Annotated in this window: 20 protein-coding genes; 8 read left to right on the top strand and 12 right to left on the bottom strand. The window is 62.7% G+C overall.

Features of this window, described 5'->3' with window-relative positions:
* Nucleotides 1-147: 147 nt before the first annotated feature.
* From PAN08_RS07730 to PAN08_RS07690, 9 genes are all read right to left on the bottom strand, one after another.
* Complete coding sequence (locus PAN08_RS07730) at nt 148-3303, bottom strand: discoidin domain-containing protein (RefSeq protein ID WP_269790859.1); 3156 nt, start codon at nt 3301-3303, stop codon at nt 148-150.
* A gap of 125 nt (nt 3304-3428) precedes the next feature.
* Nucleotides 3429-4265 (bottom strand): carbohydrate ABC transporter permease, encoded by an 837-nt coding sequence (locus PAN08_RS07725; protein ID WP_269790858.1) that lies wholly within the window; start codon nt 4263-4265, stop codon nt 3429-3431.
* Nucleotides 4262-5143: a sugar ABC transporter permease gene (locus PAN08_RS07720; RefSeq protein WP_269790857.1), complete on the bottom strand. Its 882-nt coding sequence runs from the start codon at nt 5141-5143 to the stop codon at nt 4262-4264. The genes PAN08_RS07725 and PAN08_RS07720 overlap by 4 nt, the downstream gene beginning before the upstream one ends.
* Nucleotides 5140-6423, bottom strand: coding sequence for a sugar ABC transporter substrate-binding protein (locus PAN08_RS07715; protein ID WP_269790856.1), 1284 nt, complete (start codon nt 6421-6423; stop codon nt 5140-5142). The genes PAN08_RS07720 and PAN08_RS07715 overlap by 4 nt, the downstream gene beginning before the upstream one ends.
* A 7-nt stretch (nt 6424-6430) precedes the next feature.
* On the bottom strand, nt 6431-7963 hold the full coding sequence (locus tag PAN08_RS07710; protein WP_269791207.1) for a glucoamylase family protein: 1533 nt from the start codon (nt 7961-7963) through the stop codon (nt 6431-6433).
* A gap of 200 nt (nt 7964-8163) precedes the next feature.
* A complete protein-coding gene (locus tag PAN08_RS07705) occupies nt 8164-11133 on the bottom strand; it encodes a TonB-dependent receptor (protein WP_269790855.1) in 2970 nt (989 codons plus the stop codon).
* Between the two features lie 82 nt (nt 11134-11215).
* On the bottom strand, nt 11216-12241 hold the full coding sequence (locus tag PAN08_RS07700; RefSeq protein ID WP_269790854.1) for a LacI family DNA-binding transcriptional regulator: 1026 nt from the start codon (nt 12239-12241) through the stop codon (nt 11216-11218).
* A 123-nt stretch (nt 12242-12364) separates the two neighbouring features.
* Nucleotides 12365-12643 (bottom strand): BolA family protein, encoded by a 279-nt coding sequence (locus PAN08_RS07695; protein WP_269790853.1) that lies wholly within the window; start codon nt 12641-12643, stop codon nt 12365-12367.
* Entirely contained in the window at nt 12640-12939 is a 300-nt protein-coding gene (locus tag PAN08_RS07690; protein WP_269791206.1) for a YciI family protein, read from the bottom strand. The genes PAN08_RS07695 and PAN08_RS07690 overlap by 4 nt, the downstream gene beginning before the upstream one ends.
* Before the next feature lie 348 nt (nt 12940-13287).
* Here PAN08_RS07690 and PAN08_RS07685 point away from each other — a divergent pair, with 348 nt between their 5' ends.
* The 5 genes from PAN08_RS07685 to PAN08_RS07665 all read left to right on the top strand — a co-directional run bounded on the left by PAN08_RS07685 (nt 13288) and on the right by PAN08_RS07665 (nt 17904).
* On the top strand, nt 13288-14190 hold the full coding sequence (locus tag PAN08_RS07685) for a ScpA family protein (RefSeq protein WP_269790852.1): 903 nt from the start codon (nt 13288-13290) through the stop codon (nt 14188-14190).
* Between the two features lie 16 nt (nt 14191-14206).
* Nucleotides 14207-15061 carry an SMC-Scp complex subunit ScpB gene (gene scpB / locus PAN08_RS07680; protein ID WP_269790851.1) on the top strand — a complete coding sequence of 285 codons (855 nt, stop codon included), beginning with the start codon at nt 14207-14209 and terminating at the stop codon, nt 15059-15061.
* On the top strand, nt 15054-16745 hold the full coding sequence (locus PAN08_RS07675) for a pseudouridine synthase (RefSeq protein WP_269790850.1): 1692 nt from the start codon (nt 15054-15056) through the stop codon (nt 16743-16745). The genes scpB and PAN08_RS07675 overlap by 8 nt, the downstream gene beginning before the upstream one ends.
* 178 nt (nt 16746-16923) lie before the next feature.
* A complete protein-coding gene (locus PAN08_RS07670; protein WP_269790849.1) occupies nt 16924-17265 on the top strand; it encodes a type II toxin-antitoxin system prevent-host-death family antitoxin in 342 nt (113 codons plus the stop codon).
* 3 nt (nt 17266-17268) lie between these two features.
* Entirely contained in the window at nt 17269-17904 is a 636-nt protein-coding gene (locus PAN08_RS07665; protein ID WP_269790848.1) for a hypothetical protein, read from the top strand.
* Between the two features lie 228 nt (nt 17905-18132).
* On the opposite strand, the gene PAN08_RS07660 is transcribed toward PAN08_RS07665, so the two are convergent.
* From PAN08_RS07660 to PAN08_RS07650, 3 genes are all read right to left on the bottom strand, one after another.
* Complete coding sequence (locus PAN08_RS07660) at nt 18133-18567, bottom strand: hypothetical protein (protein WP_269790847.1); 435 nt, start codon at nt 18565-18567, stop codon at nt 18133-18135.
* A 93-nt stretch (nt 18568-18660) separates the two neighbouring features.
* Nucleotides 18661-19476: an amidohydrolase gene (locus tag PAN08_RS07655; RefSeq protein ID WP_269790846.1), complete on the bottom strand. Its 816-nt coding sequence runs from the start codon at nt 19474-19476 to the stop codon at nt 18661-18663.
* A gap of 106 nt (nt 19477-19582) precedes the next feature.
* Nucleotides 19583-20731, bottom strand: coding sequence for a pyridoxal phosphate-dependent aminotransferase (locus PAN08_RS07650; protein ID WP_269790845.1), 1149 nt, complete (start codon nt 20729-20731; stop codon nt 19583-19585).
* A gap of 178 nt (nt 20732-20909) precedes the next feature.
* Here PAN08_RS07650 and ccmA point away from each other — a divergent pair, with 178 nt between their 5' ends.
* The 3 genes from ccmA to PAN08_RS07635 are packed head-to-tail and all read left to right on the top strand — an operon-like array spanning nt 20910 to nt 23001.
* Nucleotides 20910-21569 (top strand): heme ABC exporter ATP-binding protein CcmA, encoded by a 660-nt coding sequence (gene ccmA, locus PAN08_RS07645; RefSeq protein ID WP_269790844.1) that lies wholly within the window; start codon nt 20910-20912, stop codon nt 21567-21569.
* Nucleotides 21566-22261, top strand: a complete 696-nt coding sequence (gene ccmB / locus PAN08_RS07640; RefSeq protein WP_269790843.1) for a heme exporter protein CcmB — start codon at nt 21566-21568, stop codon at nt 22259-22261. Before ccmA ends, ccmB begins: the two co-directional genes overlap by 4 nt.
* Nucleotides 22262-22320: 59 nt before the next feature.
* A complete protein-coding gene (locus PAN08_RS07635; protein WP_269790842.1) occupies nt 22321-23001 on the top strand; it encodes a TetR/AcrR family transcriptional regulator in 681 nt (226 codons plus the stop codon).
* Nucleotides 23002-23222: the final 221 nt, after the last annotated feature.

Genomic DNA, 23222 nt, shown 5'->3' with positions numbered 1-23222 from the left:
TTGTTTATGGGTACCCATGAATGCAGCGCCGCGTGACAACGTCGCTGCCTGCGTTGTTGCATGGCGCCACTTGATTGAACGGCCCCTCACCCGCCCTTCGGGCACCTTCTCCCGTATACGGGAGAAGGCGGTCGCATCCGCTTTGCGTCAACGCCGGCTGCGCTCGCTGCGGCGTAGTTCGGCGGGAATTTCGATTTCGACTTTGGCCGGCAAGGTGGTGATGCGCAGCTCGTTGGCCATCCATTCCACTGGCTCGCCGTTGACGGTTGCTGCGCCCGGCGTGCCTTGATACGGCCACGGCAACACCAAGCCGCCGGCCTGCAGCTGCAGGCCTTCCGGCACCTGCAATGTCAGTTGTTTGTCACTGCGGACGAGGCTGTACTTCACGGTGCCGTGCGCAGTATGCAATCCGTCGATGGCGATCCCTTTTCCGCCCAACCATGCCGCTGGTACGCCGGCTGCCAGCACGATGGCGCTATCCACTTCACGCTCATAGGCAAACATGTCCAGCACGGAACGGACGAAATCCGATGCCACCCAGGCGTGCGGCAGATCGCCAACGAAGAACGGCTTGCGCGGCGTTGAAGACACCACTTCCGCCCACTGGTTCCAGCCTTGCGGTGCGCGATCCTTGAAGAAGTAATCACTGGCCTCGGTAGCACGTGCACGCCAACCCAGCCGCACGAACGCAGCGACGTTGCGCCATTCGTAAGGCGTGTAGTCCTTCCATTGGCGCTTGCCATCACGACGCTCAACAAAGTGCGCCCAATAGCGTTCAAAAGTGTTGTTCAACGCAGGCTGCGGCAAGCGCCCCTGCTCACCGCCCGGCGCCAATGCGATGGTGGTGGAAGTGGCGTCAAAGTCACCCAGCTCCACCGAGCCAGGCAGGAAGTCGATCTTGTGCGATTGCATGGTCGCCAGCAGTGAGTCGTTCAGATCCTGACGGAACTGATCGCGCGAGGCCGCCATCGTCAGCGACGCTTCTTCAAGGCCCAGCGCTGCCGCCATGTCAGCGGCGTCCTTGTAGCCACGCAATGCCCAGAAATCGTCCCAGTACGAATGCACCGGCTTGGCCGAATAGCCTTCGTGGCTGATCGAGGCGGGCATCATCCCGTAAAAGCCCGGATGACGCGCCCGGTTTTCTTCGGTGCGCTCACTCAGGCGCAGTGTTTCCATGTAATTCCACGCGCCCTGCACGTGCGGCCACATGCGTTGCAGGAAGGCGAGATCGCCGGTGTGTCGCCAGTATTCGGCAATGGTGTAGATCAGCTCGCCATGGCTGTCGTTTTCCGGCACCGGGTCGCTGCCACGCGCATCCACGCAGCACGGCACCATGCCGCTCTCGAACTGGTACGGCGCGTACCAATCGACGTATTGGCGCACGGCATCATCACGCCCCATCCGCAGCAGGCCTTCGGAGATCATCGCGCCGTCGCGTATCCAGCTGCGTGCATAGGACCGCGTTCCGGGCTGCAGGCTGGGGCCGACACGCGAGATCAACATGTGCGCCAACGCCGTGCGCAATGTGTCGGCCAGCGGTTTACCGGCGTCTGGCAGCTGCAGCTGCACCTGATCGAGTTTCTGCCGCCACATCGCGGCGACCTGCTGCTGCGCCTTGTCCGCGTCAAACGCGGCAGGCATGCGCCACTGCCCCGTCTGCGGCAGTACCAAAGCGACTTCCCTGCTCTGTCCTGGATCGAGTTTCAGCGTGTACACCATCGCGCCGGATGCCAGCCCCGCAGGGTCGCTTACTTCATGCGAGCCAGGCAGCTGCTTGTCGGCAAGATGGGTGACATCCAGCTTGCCATCGAAGGTGCTGGCGAAGGTTTCATCCGGCTTGGTGACCGCGAACGCGCGCGGCTGCCCGTTCACAGATACCTGCCCGTCCTGCATGGCCAACCGTTCGATGCGACTGACGCCGCCCACGGTATTGAGGAACTGGCTGGGCGGATTGACCTGGAACGGACGCACCGCGAGAGCCAACCTGTATTCGTGCGCCACCTTGTCGGTGTTGCTCAGACGATAGCGCGCCACCAGTTGCGCCTGATCCGGCCGCCCCTGCACAAAACCGGTGACACGCAGGCCGAAGTGATCATGCTTCCACTCCACCGAGGGCACCGGCAGATAGCCGTCCTGCAACGACTGACTGGCACTGACATCGGCCCAGCCCAGCACCTTGCCATCCAGCACCACAAACGGCTCGATGCTGAAACCGGACTTGGCCGCTTCCAGCGCACCGTCCTCGCTCATCAGCGCCTGCTCGCGGCCGCCGTCCAGGCCTAGCAGCGTCCAGTACGGCTGCTCGCCACTGAAGCCGCGTGGCAGCGACCCGCGTGGTAGATCAGTGCCCACCGAGCGGATGAAGTCATTGGTTGTGTTGGCGAAGGACAACGGCTTGAGACTGATGTCACGGATGCCGTAACGCCAACTGGGGCCGTCCTCCAGGTCAAAGCGCAGGTAACGCGCTTCGGTTTCCGGCAACGCCAGCCAATCGCGGCCCCCACCACCGGTGGTGACTTCACGCAGCTTGTGCCAGTCGCGGCCATCGCTCGATGCCTGCACCACGTAGTGCGTGGCTTCCAGACCCGGCACCCACTGCACCACCGCGCCGCCAAACTCACGCACCTTGCCAAGATCCAGGCTGATGGTCTGCTGCTTCACGCCGCCGCTGATCCACATCGTGTCCGGCTTGCCATCGGCGATGCGTTGCTGCAACGCGGTGGCGGTGTCGGCGATGACGGTCGTGGTCAGGGCAGAAGTGTCTTCCTTCGGCAGCGGCTGTAGCGTCAGCTGGTCAAAGCACACCGTGCCACGGCCACCGACCTTGCTGTAGATGGTGAATTCCACCGCCGCGCTACGCCGCAACGTCTTGTCTTCGCCCGGCCCCCAGGCTTTTTCGATATGACGTTTGCGGTATTCCACCCGCGTCCAACGTTTGGGGAACTGATAGCCGGTACGGTTGACCCACCACACGTTGTCGCCGCTGGCATCGATGAGCTTGAACTGGAGGTCGTTGGCCGGCGAATCACCGCGCAGCTCGAAGGAGACCTGGTAGTTCTCCGGCCAGGTGACATCCAACTCCCGACGGATGCCGGCATAACCGGAGACTTCGTGGAAATCGTAATCCAGGCACAGCGCGCGGCCGTTGTTTCCGCTTACCGGCCGCAACGAACCGCTGACCTGCGGCGAGGTGATCAACTGCCAAGCGTTGACATCATCAAACTTCGACAGAACCGCAGCCGCAGCCGGCAGGCTCGTGCCCAGCAACACGGCAAACAGCAGACAGACGGCGCGCTTACTCATCACCAGCATCTCGATTCGTGCCCAACAATCCGGGCCGGATTTTCGCAGAGAACGACGTCCTGCGTGACAGTTGTTTCATCGGCAAACAGCGAAGTGTGACCGCGTATCCAAGCGCAACGACAGGCTCACCCCTTGACGCTACCCAACAGCAGACCCTGGATGTAGTAACGCTGCAACAACAGGAACAACAACAGCACGGGCAACACCGTTACAACCGCCCCGGCCATCATCATTTCCACGTCCATGATGTGCTCGCGCGACAAACTGGCCAGTGCCACCGGCAGCGTGTAGTGCTCCTGGTCGGTGAGCACGATCAGCGGCCACATGAAGTCATTCCATGCGCCCATGAATGTGAAGATGGCCAGCGTCACCAATACAGGCTTGAGCATCGGCAATACGATCTGGAAGAAGATGCGTGCTTCGCTGGCACCATCGATGCGCGCCGCTTCCAGCAGTTCATCAGGGATCGAACGTGCGTACTGCCGCACCAGGAAGATACCGAACACACTGGCCAGCGCCGGGATCACCACGCCACCAAACGTGTTCACCAAGCCCATCTGCTTCATCAACAGGAACAACGGCAGCATCGCCACCTGCGCCGGAATCACCAGCGCTGCCAACAACATCTGGAAGATCCGCTCACGGCCAGCAAAGCGCAGTTTGGCGAAGGCATAACCGGCCAGCGTGTTGAACAACAGCGAGCCCAGCGTGATACCCACCGACACCAACAGGCTATTGATGAAGTTGTTGCCCATGCCGGTGCGTGCGAACAGGGCCTGGTAATTGGCCAGCGTCGTGTGCGTCGGCAACAGCGGCGGCGGGAACTGCGAGGCCTGCCCGCTAGGCATGAACGACACCGACACCATCCACAGCAGCGGCGCCAGGCTGACCACCGCCAACAAGGCCAACCCACCATTGACCCACCACGCATGCCAGCGCGATTGCCCGATCTCGCGGGTCATACCAGCTCCTTGCGCTTGCCGAAGCGCAACATCAGCGTGGTCACCGTCAGAATGATCAAGAACAACAGGAACGCAACCGCCGAAGCGCGCCCCAGGTTCCACCACTTGAAACCTTCCTCGAACATGAAATACAACACGCTCACCGTGCTCTGCAGCGGATCACCGCGAGTCATCACGTAAGGCTCGGCAAACAACTGGAAGTAGCCGGACACGGTGATCACGCCCACCACCAGCAACACCGGCCCCAGCATCGGCAAGGTGATATGCAAGAACTGTTGCCAGCGCGAAGCACCATCGATGCGCGCAGCTTCATACAAGTCCTTGGGGATAGCCTGCAGCCCGGCCAGGAAGATCACCATGTTGTAGCCAAAGTTCTTCCACACCGCGAAGCCAATGATGGTTGGCATTGCCCAGCGCGGGTCGCCCAGCCAGTCCACCGGATTGATGCCTATCTCGCCCAGCCCCCAGTTCACCAGCCCATAGCGGGTGTGGAACAGGTAGCGCCAGATCACTGCTACCGCGACCAACGTGGTCACCACCGGCGCAAACAACGCGGTGCGGAACAGGGCCTTGAAGCGCGCTGCCGGTGCATTGAGCAGCATCGCTGCGCCCAGCGACAATCCGATGGAAAGTGGCACACCCACCACCACGAAGTACGCAGTGTTACCCAGCGCCTTCCAGAACATCGGGGTCTGCAGCAGATCGATATAGTTGCCCAGGCCAGCGAACCGCAGGTTGCGCGGCTCAGCCAGCGCATACAGGTCGAAGTCGGTCAGGCTCAGCGCCAGCGCGGACAAAACCGGCAAGCCGAAAAACACACCGATCACAATCAAGGCCGGCGCCGCGAACAGCCAACCGGCGAGCGAACGCTGCTTCATCGCGCGCTCTCCGCTGTTGCTGCTCCGGTGCGTTGCTCCACCAACCAGCGGCGTTTGGTGAGAATGTCATCTACCTGCTGGTCCAACTGCTCCACCGCTTCGTCCTGGGGCAGACCACCACGCACCACCTGTTCGGTGACGATGCGCATCTGCTGGGCGATGCGCTCCCACTCCAGCACTTTGGGCGTTGGCTTGACCCGCTCCAACTGGTCAGCGAACGCAGCCGTCAGAGGATCGTTGGTCAGCTCCGGTGAATTCCAGGCGCTGCGACGCGGCGGTAGATCACCAATGATTTTGTAGAAACGCTGCTGGATGGCCGGCCGAGACAGGAATTCAATCAACTTCCATGCAGCGTCTTTCTTCTGCGAAGAACGCATCACCACCAGGCTGGTACCTCCGGCAATGCCGGCACCCGGACCCGTGGGGCCCGGCAAGGCGGTGGTACCCCACTCGCCCTCCAGACCAGCAGGCTGACGCTGGCGGAACTCGCGGATATTCCAGGGCCCGGACAGGTAGAACGCGGTGAACCCTCGGAAAAATTCATCCCACACGTTGGATATCTGCGTCTCCGACATCTTCGGCGCCCAGCCCTGCTGGAACATGTTGTCGTAGAAAGCCAGCGTTCGCCGAAAACCGGGGCTGCGGAAATTGCCCAGCGTGTCCTGCTCACGCAGCAAGGGGTCGCTCTGCTGCAGGGCGAAGGACAGCTGCGGCTCGAATTCGTTGAGTGGCATCAATACCGGATAACGCTTTGGGCCCATCAGCTTTTTCAGCGCAGCGTTCATCTGATCCCACTCAGCCCAGGTGCGTGGCGGGTGATCAAAGCCGGCTTGGCGCAGCAGATCCTTGCGATAGAACAACAGACGCGTGTCCACATACCACGGCACGCCGACCAGCTCCCCGTCCACGACGTTGGTGTCCCAGATGCCGGGAAAGTAATCCAGCGGTTTCACCACCGATGACGCATCCACATACGGCTGCAATGGGGTGAGCGCCTGCAACGTAGCGAACTCGGCGATCCATGTATTGCCCAACTGGCAGACATCGGGCAGCCCGTCAGCGGCATAGGCCGTTAGCAGTTTTTCGTGGGCGGCGGTCCACGGGATGTTCTGTATCTCGACCCGGATGCCCGGGTTCTCGGCCTCGAATTCCCGGATCAGCTCGCCGACCACTTCAGCCTCACGGCCCATCGCCCAGAACCGCAACGTGGTGCCCTCGTGCGGCTTCGCGCAACCGGCCAACACCAGCATCAACAGCATCGTGGCCAATACGCGGATCATCGGCGGCTCACTGCTGCTTCGGCTTGGAAGCAGGCGGCGCCACGGTAGCCGCCTTCTGTTCGGCAGCTGCCGCAGCGCGCGACTCGGCAATGCCGGAGGCACGTGCCGAAGCGGCCTTCTCGTCCTTCTGCAACGGCTGGAAATTGTCTTCCGGTGCCAACCAGCCACCCGTGAAACCGGCCCGCTCCAGCCCCTTGCGGATGTACGGATTCTTCTTCATTACATCCCACACGAATTCATTGCGGTAGTTGGCAATGCCGGTGAGGATTGGGCCCTGGTCGATGGCGATGTAGTCGCTGGCCACCCAGCCACGGTCGGGAATCAGGCGCCCGGTCTTGAGCGGGATGTCGTAGTTGAAGCTGGGATTGAACGAATCCAGGAAACCGTAGCTGGAGTACAGGTAGTCACCAAAGCGCTGGTGCATCTCCACGGTGGCCGGGATCACCACTTCCGGTGCGAACGGCAGCGACGACACCGCTGCCGACGGCACGATGGTGCCGTCATCGAAGTTTTCGCGCAGGCCTGCTCCACGCGCCGAGTAATGGCGGAACTGACGCTGCTCGCCACGGTATTCCTGCGTGGTGTTCTGCGGGCCGTCACCTGCCGTCAGGCCCCAGACGTTGGCGCTGTACTCGCGCCATTGCATCGGGTTCTCGATGGCGTACTCCCGCTGGGCCAGCGTGGCACGGCGGCTGTTGAGAAAATAGTCGATACCCCGCTCACGCATGTAGGCGTCCTGGATATCGCGGAAATCAATCCAGACATGGCTGTACTGGTGCCCAAACAGGGGGCCAAACGCCAGATACTCCTGCCCTTCGTACACGCCCCAATCGTTGTCGTAGGTACGCGTCCATACCGTCCACGCGTCCGGCTCCACCGGATGCGTCGGCGAACCGAGGGCGAGGATGTACAGCATCATCGCCTCGTTGTAGCCCATCCAGTCGTGTTGGATGAAACCGCTCTCCGGGAACCAGCCCATCGACACCAAGGGCTTGTTGCGCTGCAGCCACTGCCAGTCCACGCGCTTGTAAAGGCTGTCGGCGATCTGGCGGATTTCCTTTTCGCGTGCATCGTCACGGTCGTAATACGACTGTGCGAACAGCACGCCCATCAACAACAACGCGGTATCGACACTGGAAAGTTCAACCCAGCTGTCGTATCGACGCCCTTCCTGCATGTCCAGGAAGTGATAGTAGAAACCCTTGTAGCCCGCCTTGCCGGTGCGTTGCGGGCCGGTTGGCAGGTCACGGAAAAAGCGCAGTGTGGTCAGGGTGCGTTCCACCGCCTGGTTACGGCTTACCCAGCCGTTCTCAATGCCGATGGGATAGGCCGTCAACGCGAAACCCACCGACGCGATGCTGGCGAACGGCCGCGACGGATAGCGGTCTGGCGTCAGTCCGTTCTGTTCGTTGGTGGTGTCCCAGAAGAACTGGAATGTGCGCCGTTCGATATCGTCGAACAGTGGCGGCAGCTCCGGCTTCATCGGCCGAGGCGGCAAATCGGCTTCGATCAGAATCACCTGCGGCAGCACCTTGGGCATCGGCGGCTCTGGCGCCTTGCCGCACCCCGCCAACAGCGCCAGCCCGAAACCGGCAACGACACAGGCCAACAACTGGGTGGTACGCGACATGCTCAAGACGACATCCATGAATAAGAAATCAGGTTGCCACCCTCAGGTGACAAGGAACACTGCAGAACAACCATGCCCCGGCCGCGAAAGTGGCGGCCGGGGCAAATCACTCACCAATCCAGGCCGAACGACAGCTTGAAGGTGCGGGTCTGGAACTGATCCCAACTGCTCACCACATTGGTATCCCAGTTGATGCCGTAACCGCCCCAGTTGGTCCAGTTGAAGGCATTGAGAATGTCGGCGCGCACCTTCAGTTTCAGGTCGGTGCCGGTGTCCCAGGTCTTGGTCAGCGACATGTCGAATTGCTTGAAGCCCAACGAACCATCCGGCTCCCAGCTATGCGGGCGCTCATAGCCACCGAAGGCTGCGGTGCCATCGATATCCCAACGCTTGATCTTGCTGGCCAAGGTCAACTTGCCTGACACGCTCATGCCCCACGGCAGGTCAGTGAAGCCACTGACCACCAGACGATGACGCGGCGTCCATGCGCCGTCATACCAGCCACCACCCTGGAAGTACCAGCCATACACCGGGTCCTTCTCATGGATGTTCTGCTTGGCATCGGTGAGCGTGTAAGCCACGTTGAAGTTCCACGGACTCTCGGCCGTGTATGGCTTGTCCAGGCTCAGCAGCAACGCGGTGCTCTTCGACTCAAAACCATTGGTGGCCACAATCAGGCTGCCCAGCCCCGGTAGGCCCGGTGCGGGCCACGGACTGCCATTGGGCGCATACGCCCCACCATCGCCGTAGCGATTGCCGCGCGAGATCAGCAGGCCGTCCTTGTAGCGGGTGTGCTGCAGCGTGGTCGAGCTGTTCCAATCCAGCCCGCCCAGGTTGAAGCTGTTGCGGATGCCCAAGCTGATCTGATCCGAATACGGCGTCTTCAACGCGTTGTCGAACATCCACACTTCACGGCCCGCCTCGGTCGCGTTGACCAGCGACGTCAGGTAATCGCGATCCAGCAGTTGCGGATTCCAATCCAAGCAATCATTCCCCACGGCACAGGCATGACCCGGCGAGTTGATCTTGAAGCGGCGGGTCGGGAACGAGGCCTTGCTGCGTTCCAGCTGCACGTAATCGAACAGGTTGCGGTCGTAGGAACGGCCAATGCCGCCGAACACCACATGCCGCTCGTCACCGGTCAGGTCAAAGGAGAAGCCCACACGCGGCTGGATCGCATCCTTGAAGGCTTTGCGATTGTTGCCGGTGCTGATGTAGCGATTGATGTCGATGCCACCCCGCGCCAGCGTCTGCGCGTAGGTTTGTCCCGGCGCGGCGCCGGCATTGGTGTCAACGGTCGCCAGTGATGCCAGCACATCTGGTGCGGTGGTGTAGTCCAGGTAGGACGGCGTCTTTTCGTAGTCCCAGCGCAAGCCCAGATTCAGCGTCAAACGATCGGTGACTTCCCAGTCATCCTGGATATAGAGCCCGAACTGCTTGTTCTTGGACGTGACCGCACCGCCACCAGTACCCACGGCCGGGCTGCCGAAGCGCACGAAGTACGGCACGTCGCCGCCCTGGTGGATGTCGTAGTAAAACTGCGGGTTATAGGGCTGTTGCTCGGTGGTATCCAGGTCGACCTGCTTGTACTTCACACCAAACTTGATCGTGTGGCCTTCCCAGCCGAAGAAGGTGGTGTCGTTCTGGAACGACCAGCCCTTCTGCCCCTTGTCCTGCAGGCCACCTTCACCGCCGCCGATGCGGTAGATCTGCTTGCCATCGTCGCCACTGCCATCGGTGAGCACCCGGCCGTTGCCGAAATTAATCGGCGCCTTGGTCCAGAACGCCTTCTCATAGGTCAGGTGAGCATCGTTGAGCCAGTTGGCGCTGGAATACTGCCAGCGCAGGTCGTAGCGATCTTCCTCAACACCGGTATCAGTGCCGTAACTACGTGCACTCTGCCCGCCGACGTTGCCGATCTCGCTTTCCTCACGGCGCTTGTAGGTCAACTCGACCAGGTTCTCGTCGTTGATCGACCAATCCAGCTTGCCGAAGTACAGGTCTTCCTTGAACGGCGTTGCGGTCGCGCCCAGTTGGTCGCGCCACGCCTGCGGCAGGTCACCTGGCAAGCGGCCTTCGCCCGGTTTCAGATCCTGCGGCGCGTTGTATTCCTTGCCCTCGTAGGTAACGAAGAAGTGCGCTTTGTCCTGGATGATCGGGCCACCAAAAGAAGCGCCGTACTGTTTCTCGCCGGAACGGGTTTTGCCGACGCCATTCTTCTCGCTCTCGCGCGGTTCACGCCAATCCTGGTTGGTGTAGTCCCAGAAAAACGAACCCTTGAACTCATTGGTGCCGGATTTGGTCACCGCCGTCACCGCCGCTGAGCTGATCTGGTCGTACTCGGCCTTGTAGTTGGAGGTGATGACCTTGTACTCACCAATGGCCAGCTGCGGGAACGGGTTGCCGCGGCTCGCGTCCTGGCCGGTGATGCCGCCCTGGGTGACATAGTTCTTTTGGCCGACGCCGTCGATGTAGACGTTGACGTTGTTGGCGCTCTGCACGCCGCCACGCAGCTTGGTCGAACCATTGGACGGGTTCTGCTCGAAGGCCATGCCCGGCACGGTGTCGGCAAAGGCCAGGAAGTTGCGCGTGCCCTGCGGCAATGCCTGGATCTGCTGCGGCGTGATGTAGGTAGCGATTTCCGAGGTTTTGGTCTCGATCGGCGCCTGCGCGGTTACCTGCACCGCATCCAACGTGGTCGCCGCCCCACCCTGTGCGGTTTCGCTCACGCCGCCCACACCCAGGTTTACGGTGGCGGTTTGGCCCACCTGCACAGTGATGTTCTGGGTACTGGTTTTGCCCCCAGCATTGACATCAACCCGGTAGGTGCCTGGCGGCAGGCCGGCCAGCGAATAACCGCCACTGGCAGTGCTCTGTACGCTGCGGCTCAGGCCGGTGGCGGTATTGGTGGCGGTTATCTGCGCTTGCGCGGCCGGCGTTGAATCCGTCGTCACCTGACCACGGATGGTGGCGCCAGTGCTCTGAGCAAATGCGGGGGCGGCGCCCAACAACAGGCAGCCAGCCAATGCGCAGCAGAGCAACTTGCGCTGCGGGGCGTTCTTCAATGGGTCAGTTCTCATGATTCAACTCTCTCCTCGGTGGCAGCGTCGGCACTGCCAGGAAATCGGATTTAAAGGGGGATGTCCCGGTGCGCTCACGGGGTCAGGAGGGGCCACGGGCTGCGGTCGAATCACGCACGACCAGGCTGGGAGTCAGGGTGACGCCATGCATTTCGCTGGCGTCTTCATCGTCTATCTGTTGTATCAATTGCCGCATCGCTTTTTCTCCCAGCTCAGCGATGCTCACCTGCATCGTCGTCAAGGAAGGGTGAACAAAGCGTGCGAGCGGGATGTCATCGAAGCCGGCCAACGCCACTTGTTCCGGCACGCGCACGCCGGCATGGGCGAACGCATACAGGCATCCCAGCGCCATCATGTCGTTGGCGGCAAACACCGCGTCGGGCAGGGTTTCGCGCTTCAGCAAGGCCATGCCAGCGCGGTGTCCGCTGGCCTCGTCAAAGTTGCCGGACAGTTCAATTGCCTCGCTGCCGCCGGCCTGTGCCGCCATGGCGTCGCGGAAGCCACGCAGGCGCTCCTGTGCGTCGTGGTTCTGCGCCGGGCCGCCGATGAACGCGATGCGGCGATGGCCTTGAGCCAGCAGATGCTCGGTCATCGCCACAGCGCCCGCATGGTCATCAATGCTGAACACCGCGTACTGGCTGTCAGCCAAAGGCGTGTTGATCAACACCGTCGGAATGCCCGTAGGCAAGCTTTCCAACAGGAAGCTGGTATCACCGGCATAAGGCGAGAGCAGCAGCAGGCCGTCCACGCGACCACGCATCGTCTGCAGCACCGTGCGCTGTTGTTGCGGGTCACCGTGATAACTGGACACCAGCAGGTGCCGGCGGTGGGCACTGGCCACATCGTCGATACCGCGCATCAATTCGGAAAAGAACTCGCCATGCAGATCCGGCAGCACCACGCCGACGGTCTGGGTGCTGCGGCTGCTCAGGCTGCGGGCGGCGGCATGCGGCGTGTAGCGCAGCCGGTTGGCGACTTCCAGCACCCGTGTGCGCACGGCCTGCGCGACATTGTCATGCCCATTGAGGGCACGGGACACGGTAGCAACGGAGACGTTCGCCTCGCGGGCAACATCCTTGATGGTGATCGCCGTTTTTGCCACCGTCATGCCCTCCGCAGCACGGTTGCGCGGAATGTAAACGTTTTCAATTGCATCTGTAAACCGTTTGTCATGCTGCACTGGGCCATGACAGGACATTCCCTGTCCGCGCGGATCGCGGGACAAGCGGGCTTACGCGCCGCCTGCATGCTCCCCCGGCGTCAGCGCTTTGATCGACAGCGCATGAATATCTGTCTCCATCATCGTCCCCAGCGCCGCATAAACCGCGCGATGTCGCGCCAACGGCGCCTTGCCGGCAAAGACCTCGCTCACCACGACCACATTGAAGTGGCCGCGCCCGTCACGGGCCCCGGCATGGCCAGCGTGGCGATGGCTGTCGTCTTCCACCTCCAGCAGCTTGGGGGCAAGGGCTGCCAGCAGCGCGGCGCGGATCTGTTCCACCCGATTCATGGCAACACCTTGCGGAACGGGCGTACATCCACCCTCACATAAACGCCGGCCGCGACATAAGGATCGGCATCGGCCCAGGCTCTGGCGGCTTGGAGATCGTCAAATTCAGCAATCACCACGCTGCCGCTGAAGCCGGCTTCGCCCGGGTCTTCGGCGTCAATGGCAGGACAAGGCCCAGCCAAAAGTAGTCTTCCCTGGTCAAGCAATGCCTTCAACCGGTCCAAATGGGCGGCCCTGGCCTGCATGCGCGCAGCCAGCACCTGCTGGCCGTCATAGCCTTCAATCACGTACCACACGGGCATCTATCTCCTTGTCCGCTGAATGGATCGGAGACAAGTCTAGCCCCACAAGGCTGGACACCGGCCGGTTCTGGCGATTACTCTTTGCGCTATTGCACGCAGCCGGCCTGTAGCGGCTCGGTTCGGTGGCTGGCCCCAGTCCCGCCGATTGACCGAAGCAGATCTCTTCCCGGATCGCGTAGACGACCTCCTCGTAATGACGTTACCGCCCCTCGCGGTGCGCCTTGTTGTTCATGTATGGAAGAAGCGCGCCAGACAAGCGTGCATGGCTCGCAATACCAGCGCTGAACCCTACCGGGCGGAAATCCGGGATGCGTACGGCTCGCAACACCCGATGTCGACCTGATGACTTCCGAACTCGCGCACGACGCGAACCCGCCAGCGCCGCCCCACATACCGCAGCAGCAGGAAATGCCGCTGGCGATGGTGCATGGCCAGCCGGTACTGCAGATCCCACAGGATCTGTACATTCCGCCGGACGCGCTGGAAGTAATTCTGGATGCATTTGAAGGCCCGCTGGACTTGCTGCTGTACCTGATCCGCCGGCAGAACCTGGACATCCTGGATATCCCGGTCGCCGAGATCACTAAGCAATACGTTGAATACATCAATGTGATGCAGGAGCTGCGCTTCGAGTTGGCAGCCGAATACCTGGTCATGGCCGCCATGCTTGCCGAGATCAAATCGCGCATGCTGCTGCCACGGCCGCCAAGCGTGGAAGGCGATGAAGCCGATCCTCGTGCGGAGCTGGTACGTCGTCTGCAGGAATACGAACGCTTCAAACAGGCTGCCGAGGACATCGACACCCTGCCCCGGCAAGACCGCGACACCAGCGTGGCAACGGCCTTCGTGCCGGAACGCATTGCCGTGAAGCTGCCGCCACCGGTGGATTTGAAGGAAATGCTGCTGGCGCTGCATGACGTGCTCAAGCGCGCTGAGCTGTTCAGTGGGCACGCCATCAAACGTGAGGCGCTGAGTGTGCGCCAACGTATGGGCGACATCCTCAGCCAGTTGGAAGATGGCAAGTTCTACCGCTTTGAAACCTTGTTCACCGCAGAGGAAGGCAAGCTCGGCGTTCTGGTGACCTTCCTGGCCATGCTGGAACTGGCCAAGGAGCAACTGCTGGACATCGTGCAGGAAACCTCGCTCGCTACTATCTATGTGAAGTCCCTGGCTTCCGGCAACACCAACGCACCGCTGGCCTTCTCCAGCGAGTTCGATGACGCCGACGCCTCCGATCCCGCCTGACCAACCAGACCAACGCATGGATCAACCGCTGATCAACCGCATTGTCGAAGGTGCCCTGCTGGCGTCCAGCCAGCCGCTGACACTGTCGCAGTTGCAGGGCCTGTTTCCGGAAGACGCACCCGCGCCTCCGGGCAGCGTTGAGCGCGCACTGGAACTGCTGCGCGACGCCTGTACCGAGCGTGGCGTGGAGCTGGTGGAAGTGGCTTCTGGCTTCCGCTACCAGATCACCAGCGAAGTGCATGGCTGGGTTTCCAGGCTCTGGACCGAACGCAAGACCCGCTATACCCGTGCCACGTTGGAAACACTGGCATTGATCGCCTACCGCCAGCCCATCACCCGTGGCGAGATCGAACAGGTGCGCGGCGTGGCAGTGAGCAGCAACATCATCCAGGCGCTGGAAGAGCGCGAGTGGATCCGGGTCATCGGCCACCGCGACGTCCCTGGCAAGCCGGCCTTGTTCGGCACCACCAAGGGCTTCCTGGATTACTTCGGGCTCAAGCGCCTGGACGAATTACCCCCGCTGTCGGAACTGCGCGACATCGGCGAACTGGAACCGCAACTCCCGCTGGATGGCGACGGCCAACCGGCAGCACCACTGACCGCCGGCGCTGCCGCACCCGATGACGGTGCCGAGCCACGCGAATCAGACAACACAGATACCGCAGCTGACGACGAATCCCCGGATTTGGAAGCAGCCGCATCCGACACCGCCCTCACGGGCGAACCCGACGCCGCGCCGGGAGAGCGCGCGGCGGAAGTGGAACAAACTGAAAACAACGCCGTCGCGACGACGACCGTGGCTGTTGACGTAGCCGATTCCGACCATGAGGCCGACGCGGAAAACGCCGGCCGGAGCAAAACAGATGAGTGACACCCCCCGTAAACCAACGTTGAACAAGCTTTCGCTCAAGCGCGAAGCCGGCACTGAACAGCCCAAGCTCGAAGAGCGCCTGCACAAGGTCCTGGCCCAGGCCGGACTGGGCTCGCGCCGCGCGCTGGAGCAGCGCATCGCTGATGGCCTGGTCAAGGTCAACGGTGAAACCGCGCAGATCGGCATGTCCGTCAAGAGCGGCGACAAGATCGACCTGGATGGCCGCAGCTTCGTTGCCAGCGCCCTGACCGATCCCTCGCGCGTACTGATCTACAACAAGCCCGAAGGCGAAGTCACCACGCGTGACGATCCCGAAGGCCGCCCGACCGTTTTCGAAGCGCTGCCGCCACTCAAGGGCGCGCGCTGGATCGCCATCGGTCGCCTGGACATCAACACCACCGGCCTGTTGCTGGCAACCACCGACGGTGAGCTGGCCAACGCCATGATGCACCCGTCCTTCGAAGTCGAGCGCGAGTACGTCGTACGCGTGCGCGCCCCCGAAGGCGAAGAGAAGGTGTCGGACGCCATCATCGAGCGCCTCGGCCGCGGCGTGTTGCTGGAAGACGGCGGCGCCAAGTTCGACGAAGTCGAGCGCATCGGCGGCACCGACTCGCACGACTGGTTCCGCGTGGTCGTCAAGGAAGGCCGCAACCGCGAAGTGCGCCGCCTGTGGGAATCGCAGGGTTGCCAGGTCAGCCGCCTCAAGCGCACCCGTTACGGCAAGATCGAGCTGCCGCGCGAACTGATGCGCGGCAAGTCGGTGGAACTGACCAGCCCGCAGGTTGAGGCGCTCCGCGCCCAGCTGAAGTTGGAAGAAGGCACCCCGTCTGCTCTGACCCTGCAGCCGGTAATCGGCCAACGCAGGGCTGCCAAGACCACCGTGCGTGTCTCGCGCGACGGCGGCCGTGGCAATGCCTACGTCAATGGCCACAGCACCGCCGACGAAGGCCGCGAACTGCGTCGCTTCGACTCCGTGCGTGAAGACCGTGGCCGTGGCCGTGGCGGCAAGCCCGGCGGCGGCTACAAGGGCGGCCTGACGGTCAGCGGCGATGCCGCAGCCAAGCAGTCGCAGCGTCCGTTCAAGCAGCGCAAGCCCGCAGGCGACCGCAGCCTGCCCGACGGCAATCCCGCTGCATTCCGCACCTGGTATGTGCCCGATGGCGTGAGCACCGGCCCGAGCGGCCACCGCAACGCCGGCCCGGGTGGTAACCGTGGTCCGGGTCGCGGCCCAGCCGGTGAAGGTCAGGCGCGCCCGTATGGCAAGCCGCGTCCGGGCGGCGCGCCGGGTGCAGGCCCTGGTCGTGGCGGTCCGGGTCAGGGTCGTCCGCAGGGCGGTGGTGGTTACGCCGGTGCAGGCGGTCAAGGCCGTCCGCAGGGTGCTGGCGGCGCAGGTGCTGGCCAGGGCCAGCGCAAGCCTTACGGTCATCCGGGCAATGCTCCGAGCTTCCCGTCCGACCACGCTACCCCGAGCTACAGCCCGTATGGCGCACGTCCGGCGAGTGCCCGCCCGAGTGGCGGCAATCGTGGCCCGGGTGGTCCAAGTGGCCCCGGCGGTCGTCCTTCCGGCGGCCCGCGTCCCGGCGGCAATCGCCCGGGTGGCGCAGCTCGTCCGGGCGGCGGTGGCCGCCCCGGTGGCGGCGGTCGTCCCGGCGGTGGTGGTAACCGCGGCCCGCGTGGCAGCTGATATCAGCCTGCGAGCAAGCTGAAAAAAAACGCCCGGTGCATAGCACTGGGCGTTTTGTTTTATGGCGTTGGAGCCGGTTCGCAAGCAAAGCCTCGCCTTAATGGCAATAATGGACAAATTTCCCAAATTGGTAATTTTGGCGTAACTTCCAAATCAGCCCCACCGACGGAACCCTGCCATGGACTTCTCACTGAACCTGCTCAATCTGGAAAAGACGCCCGCCAGCGACGTCAAAGCCAAGGGCTGGCCCGAATTGATGCGCAAGGTGGCCAAGAGCGGCGCTATCGTGGTGACCAACCACAACCATCCGCAAGCGGTCGTGGTCTCAGCTGAGGAATACCAGCGGCTGGTTGCCCAGGCCAACAGCACGTCCACGGCGGCCGAGCGTGCGCAGTCGCTGAAGACACTGCAGGCCGAATTCGACATCCACCTTGCCTCAATGAAGACCGACGGCTTGTCCAAGGCCCTCAACCGCCCTGCGCGTCGTGGCGGCAAGATCAGCCTCGGCAAGTCACTCTAAGCGGTGGCCAGCATTCTGGTGTTGGCCGGCGTCAACGGCGCTGGCAAGAGTTCGCTGCTGGGCATGATGCTGCGCGAGGATGGCGCCAGCTGGTTCAACCCCGATGCGTTTACCCGGCAACTGGTCGAACGCGGCTGGCCACTGGAAGAAGCCAACGCCACCGCTTGGCTGGAAGGAACGCGCCGTCTGCGTGAGGCGATCGCCGATAACAGCGACTACGCCTTCGAAACCACGTTGGGCGCAAACACGATTCCTGCCTTGCTGCATGACGCCTGCGAGCAGCATGAAGTCAGCATCTGGTTCTGCGGGCTGGAAAACGTCGAGCTGCATTTACAGCGTGTTGCCGAGCGCGTCGCTGCCGGTGGCCATGACATTCCCGAGGCCAAAATCCGCCAGCGCTTCGACAGTTCGCGGCTCAACCTGATCGAACTGCTACCCCACCTGACGACACTGCACGTCTACGACAACAGCCGCTCAGCGAATGCCGATGGCCAAGTAGAGCCGCTGCTTGTGCTGGAGCTCGAGCGAGGACGCATTCTGTGCCCGGCAGCGCAGGAGGAATTTGCGCAGGTGCCGGAATGGGCAAAGCCAATTGTGTGGGCAGCGCTGAAGGCGTTTCCGGTGGCTTTAGAGGAGTAGAGGCTTTGGGCTTTGGGCTTTGGGCTTTGGGCTTTAGGCCGTTGCTCTTGCCGTTGCTCTTGCCGTGGCTCTCGCTGTTGCTTTCATCCCTTCTCCCGCTCGCGGGAGAAGGTGCCCGAAGGGCGGATGAGGGGCGTTTTGGTTTTGGCTTTTGCTTGTCTTAAAGCCGCCCTCACCCCAACCCCTCTCTCGCAGGCGTGAGAGGGGCTTTCAATCTCAGATCTTGGCTCAGCGCCGCTCGATTACGAATTTGCCGAAGCCTACGCCCAGACTCCAGCCATGGCCGGTGCCCGCAAGCGCCAGCGACACATCACCCTTGGTCATCGCCTGCGCGCCGCTGGCGCGCGAGGCGCTGGCATGGGCCTCGGCAGCGGCATAGGTGCCGAGCAGATCATTGGTGGAATACGCGCCGCTGAACCTGCCTCGGCCATCAGTGATGGTGGTGCGCCCCGCCGTCAAACCACCGCCCTTGGCGCTGATTTTGACCGGGATGCTCGTCCCGTTGTCGCAGGTGATCGTGCCCGTGCCCGAGGCGGTTTTGTAGAACAGCGACCAACCGGACAACGTGTAGCTCAGTTCGCAATCGATGTTGCCGGCTGCCTGCGCGGCCGGCGCCATACCCGCAGCCGTCAACAACACCAACACTGCCATCGTGAATTTCATGGTTACAGCCTCCTGCGTGTTGAAACCGATGCCGAGCCTACCAGCCCTGCCCGGCCTTGCAGCATGGCAACCGGCGCCACATCGGGTTGAGGTTCAGCGAGCCGCCACCGGACCGGAAAGCGTGAAAGCATCGGCGTCCAACATCGCGGGAAAGCGTTCGCGATGCGCCGCCAATGCCGCCGCTGAAATGGTGGTGGTGACTACCTGCTCGCGCTCGCGGATTTCCACCTGCGGCTGGCCGAGGAAGTCGATCACCGCGCTGTCGCCAGAATAATGCAGCCCATTTCCATCCACGCCAACACGGTTGACGATGGCCACGTAGCACAGGTTTTCGATCGCGCGGGCGCGTGCCAGCGTCTGCCACGCATAGGCGCGTGCCGATGGCCAATTCGCGACAAAAATCTGCAGATCGAAATCCATCTGCCCCGGCCGCTCGACATCAAACCGATTGCGGCAGAACACCGGGAAGCGCAGGTCGTAGCAGACCTGCGGATTGATCCGCCAACCTTTCAATTCCACGCACAGGCGCGCGTCGCCGGCCGCATAACGCTTGTGCTCACCGCCGAAGCGGAACAGATGCCGCTTGTCGTAGTACTGAAGATCACCGTCCGGCGTGGCCCAGAGCAGGCGGTTGTATACGCCCTCGCCCACGCGCAGCTGCACGCTGCCAGTGACGACCGCACCCAGCGCGCGCGCTTGCCCGAGGATCCATGCAACGGTGGGGCCATCCATGTCCTCGGCCTTGTCGACGGCATCGTTGGAAAAGCCACTGGTGAACGTCTCCGGCAGGATTACCAGATCCGTCGTGCCTGCCAGCGGTGCCAGCAAGGCGCCGTAATACGCACGGTTGACCTCGGGGTCATGCCAGCGGGTGTCGCCCTGTACCAGGGAAATGCGGAGGTCGTTCATGGTGGGAGGCCGGGAATTGGGAAAAGAGAACAGGGAATGAAAGTGCACAAGCAAAGATGGAGTACATCAGAAACAGGCGAGCGTTCCTTCCCTGTTTCCCACTTCCTCAAAGCTTCTGCAGTCGCTCGATCGCCGCATCCAACGTCGCGTCGTTCTTGGCGAAACACAGACGAACCAGGCGCTGCCCAGCCGGCGGCGTTTCATAGAACGGCGACAGCGGGATGGCGGTAACGCCCTTCTCGATGGTCAGCCACTTCACGAACTCATGATCCGGCAGGTCGCTGATGGCCGAATAATCCACCAGTTGGAAGTAACCACCGGGGACCGGCAACGGCTTCAAGCGCGTGGTCAGCAACTGCTCGCGGAACCGGTCGCGCTTGGCCTGGTAGAACGCACCCAGCTCCAGGTGATGCTCGGGCTCGTCGCGGATCATCGCAGCAAAACCATATTGCGCCGGACTGTAGGTGGTGAAGGTGTTGTACTGATGCACCTTGCGGAACTCAGCGGTCATTGCCGGCGGCGCAATCGCGTAGCCGATCTTCCAACCGGTGCAGTGATACGTCTTGCCGAAACTTGAAATAACGAACGCGCGCTCGCGCAGTTCCGGGTAGCGCAATGCCGATTCGTGGCGCACGCCGTCATAGATGATGTGCTCGTACACCTCATCGGAAATCAGGTAGATGTCGGTACCGCGCAGCACGTCGGCCAGTGCCTGCATATCTGCGGCCGACAGCATTGCACCAGACGGGTTGTGCGGGGTGTTGACCATCAACATGCGGGTCTTGGGCGTGATCGCCGCGCGCACGCGGTCCCAATCCACGGCGAAGGTCTGCGGGTCCAGCGCCACATGCACGGCACGCGCGCCAGCAAGATCGATGGCCGGCTCGTAGCAGTCGTAGGCCGGGTCGAGCACGATCACTTCATCGCCCGCGCGCACCACGGCGTGGATCGCATTGAAGATGGCTTCGGTGCCGCCGGAGGTAACAGTGATCTCGCTGTCCGGATCAACCTGCGCGCCGTAGCAATCCAGCGCCTTCTGCGCGATGGCCTGGCGTAGCGGCGCCACCCCGGTCATCGGCGCGTATTGATTGAAGCCCTCGCGCATGGCCTTGGTGGTTTCGTCGACCAGACGCTGCGGCGCAGGGAAGTCAGGGAACCCCTGCCCCAGATTCACGGCGCCATGCTCGGCGGCCATCTGCGACATCACGGTGAAAATAGTGGTGCCCACCTTGGGCAACTTGGTCTGCGGCTGCATCGGTACGTACACGCGGGGGAAGAGACCAGCGAGTGTACGCAAAGCCAGCAGCCAGGGGGCAGCGCACCGGCTGCGCGCCGCTCTACCTCATGTCACCCGTCAGGCCGGGTCTATAATGCCGCCGCCCCATGCGCCAGCCTGCCTGCGCTGCCACCTCAAGGACGGAAGCGCCGATCCGATGATTGATTCCCCGAACACCCTGCCGCTGCTTGCCGCACGCGGCCTGCGCTTCACCCGCAATGATGACCCGGTGTTCGGCCCGCTGGACCTGCATGTGGATGCCGGCGAAGCGCTACTGGTACAGGGAGGTAATGGCGCCGGAAAGACCACGCTGTTGCGCGTGCTGGCCGGGTTGTTGCGTCCAGACGAGGGTCAGATCCATATCGACGGCCGCCCGGCCAACAGCCATGAACGCTCCCGCTACATGGCTTACCTGAGCCATCTCACCGCGCTCAAGCAGGACCTGGGCACGCTGGAAAACCTTCATCTGATGTGTGGCCTGCAAGGACGTCGCACCCGACAGATGCCAGGCAATGCGCTGGCCATCGTCGGCTTGGCGGGCTATGAAGACACCTTGGTGCGGCAGCTCTCGGCAGGGCAGAAAAAGCGCCTCTCGCTGGCGCGGGTGTGGTTGTCACCTGCGCCACTGTGGTTGCTCGACGAGCCCTACGCCAACCTCGACCTGGATGGCATCAACCTGGTCAACCGCATGATCTCCGCACACCTGCGCAGTGGTGGCGCCGCGCTGGTCACCACCCACGGCGCCTACGCGGCACCACCGGTGCGCAATCGCACCCTTGTTCTTGCCAGCGCCCAATCGCAGGAGCACGCAGCATGAGCCTGCCCGGTCCGCAGCCCACCTTGTTCACTGCCGCCAAAGCCCTGCTCGCACGCGACCTGCGCCTGCTATGGCGGCGACGCGGCGACGCGGCTCAGCCCATCTTGTTCGCATTGCTGGTGGTTGCGCTGTTTGCGCTGGCGTTGGGCGGGGAGCCGAAACTGCTTCAGAGCGTGGCATCAGCCGTGTTGTGGCTGTCGATCCTTCTGGCCGGCCTGTTGTCGCTGGACACCCTGTTCCGTGGCGATGCCGAAGATGGCTCGTTGGAGCAGTGGCTGCTGTCGCCCATTCCGCTGGCATGGTTGGTCGCGGTGCGGGTGTTTTCGCACTGGCTGACCACCGCCTTCCCGCTGGTGCTGGTCAGCCCGTTGCTGGCCGAGCTGATGCATCTACCGCGCGAGCAGCTGCCCGTGCTGGTTGCCGCCCTGGCTTTGGGTACCCCCCTGTTGAGTCTGTTGGGCGCCGTGGTCGCGGCCTTGACTGTGGGAATGCGCCGCGCGGGCATTCTGCTCGCATTGCTGGTGCTGCCGCTGTATGTGCCAGTGCTGGTCTTCGGTGCCGGTGCCGTGGCCGTGGCAGCCCAAGGCCTGGACCCCAGCGGCCCCCTGCTCATGCTGGCCGCCGGGCTGGTGGTCTGCACCCTGCTGGCCCCCCTAACCGCAGCGGCTGCCATCCGCATCGCCAATTCGTAATTCGTATACCGCGCAAACAACGGTATTCTTTCAGCCTGCTTCACGCCCTGTTGCCCACCATGCCCAATCGGCACCGCCCGAACCCCTCGGAAACGGGGAAACCCACACTGCCGCCCCGCCCTGCGGTCGAACTGCAGCGCCGTGGCGAACTGCGCGTGGAGAAGTTCCTCGAAGCAGCGACCGAAGTGTTCAACGAAAAGGGCTACCAGGCCGCGCGCCTGTCCGACATCGTCAAACGCGCCGGCGGCTCCATGGCAACCCTGTACCGCGCATTCGGCGACAAGACCGGGCTGGTACATGCGCTGATGGAGCGCAGCATCGACAGCTTCGGGCAAAGCCTGGATGAGTTGATGCAGTCCCCGCTACCGCCGGACGAAGCGCTTGAGCAAGCTGCGTACCGCATGGTCGAAGAGATACTCACGCCTTCCCGTATCGCCTGTCACCGCGTGGTTATCTCCGAAGGCATGCGCCTGCCAGAGCTGCGCGACTGGTTCCATGCCCATGGCGTGGAACCCATGGAAACGCTGTTGAACGAGTACTTCCAGCGTGAGACCCAAGCTGGCCGCCTGTTTGTGGAAGACCCTTACCGCAGCGCCCACTTGTTTTACATGATGGTGATCGGCGGTCTGGTTCTGCGCTCCGTTAACGGCCGCATGAGCCCGGACGATATTCCGCATGCCAAGGAACAAGCGCGGCTGGCGGTGCGTCTGTTCCTGTCCGGCGTACTGCCGCGTACCTAAGGCCGGCTTTATGCCGCAGCGCAGCGTGACTCCGCTGACCATACCCACCTGCGACTGTTGGTCGCACGCCGCACCGTAGACCTCACACTGCCCGACCATTCGGCAGATTTCAGGTATCTTGAGCCTGGTCTGAAACAGCAACGGCGCCGCACCTGCGCGGTACCCAGCCGGCCAGGGTGCTCCACGCGACCTGGCCTTGGTCTTTCTCAACGAGCGAGCGG

This window comes from Stenotrophomonas sp. Iso1 (assembly GCF_027497995.1).
In the GTDB taxonomy this organism is placed as follows: domain Bacteria; phylum Pseudomonadota; class Gammaproteobacteria; order Xanthomonadales; family Xanthomonadaceae; genus Stenotrophomonas.
The sequence above is the reverse complement of the archived record's forward strand: the minus strand, read 5'-3'. Positions and strand labels throughout refer to the sequence as shown.

Bases quoted from the DNA above. Each gene is read 5' to 3' on its own strand.
- ccmA (WP_269790844.1), top strand. From the start codon at position 20,910: ATGATTGATTCCCCGAACACCCTGCCGCTGCTTGCCGCACGCGGCCTG.
- PAN08_RS07655 (WP_269790846.1), bottom strand. From the start codon at position 19,476: ATGAACGACCTCCGCATTTCCCTGGTACAGGGCGACACCCGCTGGCAT.
- PAN08_RS07725 (WP_269790858.1), bottom strand. From the start codon at position 4,265: ATGACCCGCGAGATCGGGCAATCGCGCTGGCATGCGTGGTGGGTCAAT.
- PAN08_RS07685 (WP_269790852.1), top strand. From the start codon at position 13,288: ATGACTTCCGAACTCGCGCACGACGCGAACCCGCCAGCGCCGCCCCAC.
- PAN08_RS07675 (WP_269790850.1), top strand. From the start codon at position 15,054: ATGAGTGACACCCCCCGTAAACCAACGTTGAACAAGCTTTCGCTCAAG.
- PAN08_RS07660 (WP_269790847.1), bottom strand. From the start codon at position 18,567: ATGAAATTCACGATGGCAGTGTTGGTGTTGTTGACGGCTGCGGGTATG.
- PAN08_RS07730 (WP_269790859.1), bottom strand. From the start codon at position 3,303: ATGAGTAAGCGCGCCGTCTGTCTGCTGTTTGCCGTGTTGCTGGGCACG.
- PAN08_RS07710 (WP_269791207.1), bottom strand. From the start codon at position 7,963: ATGCCCAAGGTGCTGCCGCAGGTGATTCTGATCGAAGCCGATTTGCCG.
- PAN08_RS07650 (WP_269790845.1), bottom strand. From the start codon at position 20,731: ATGCAGCCGCAGACCAAGTTGCCCAAGGTGGGCACCACTATTTTCACC.
- PAN08_RS07635 (WP_269790842.1), top strand. From the start codon at position 22,321: ATGCCCAATCGGCACCGCCCGAACCCCTCGGAAACGGGGAAACCCACA.
- scpB (WP_269790851.1), top strand. From the start codon at position 14,207: ATGGATCAACCGCTGATCAACCGCATTGTCGAAGGTGCCCTGCTGGCG.
- PAN08_RS07695 (WP_269790853.1), bottom strand. From the start codon at position 12,643: ATGAATCGGGTGGAACAGATCCGCGCCGCGCTGCTGGCAGCCCTTGCC.
- ccmB (WP_269790843.1), top strand. From the start codon at position 21,566: ATGAGCCTGCCCGGTCCGCAGCCCACCTTGTTCACTGCCGCCAAAGCC.
- PAN08_RS07700 (WP_269790854.1), bottom strand. From the start codon at position 12,241: ATGACGGTGGCAAAAACGGCGATCACCATCAAGGATGTTGCCCGCGAG.
- PAN08_RS07670 (WP_269790849.1), top strand. From the start codon at position 16,924: ATGGACTTCTCACTGAACCTGCTCAATCTGGAAAAGACGCCCGCCAGC.
- PAN08_RS07705 (WP_269790855.1), bottom strand. From the start codon at position 11,133: ATGAGAACTGACCCATTGAAGAACGCCCCGCAGCGCAAGTTGCTCTGC.
- PAN08_RS07720 (WP_269790857.1), bottom strand. From the start codon at position 5,143: ATGAAGCAGCGTTCGCTCGCCGGTTGGCTGTTCGCGGCGCCGGCCTTG.
- PAN08_RS07715 (WP_269790856.1), bottom strand. From the start codon at position 6,423: ATGATCCGCGTATTGGCCACGATGCTGTTGATGCTGGTGTTGGCCGGT.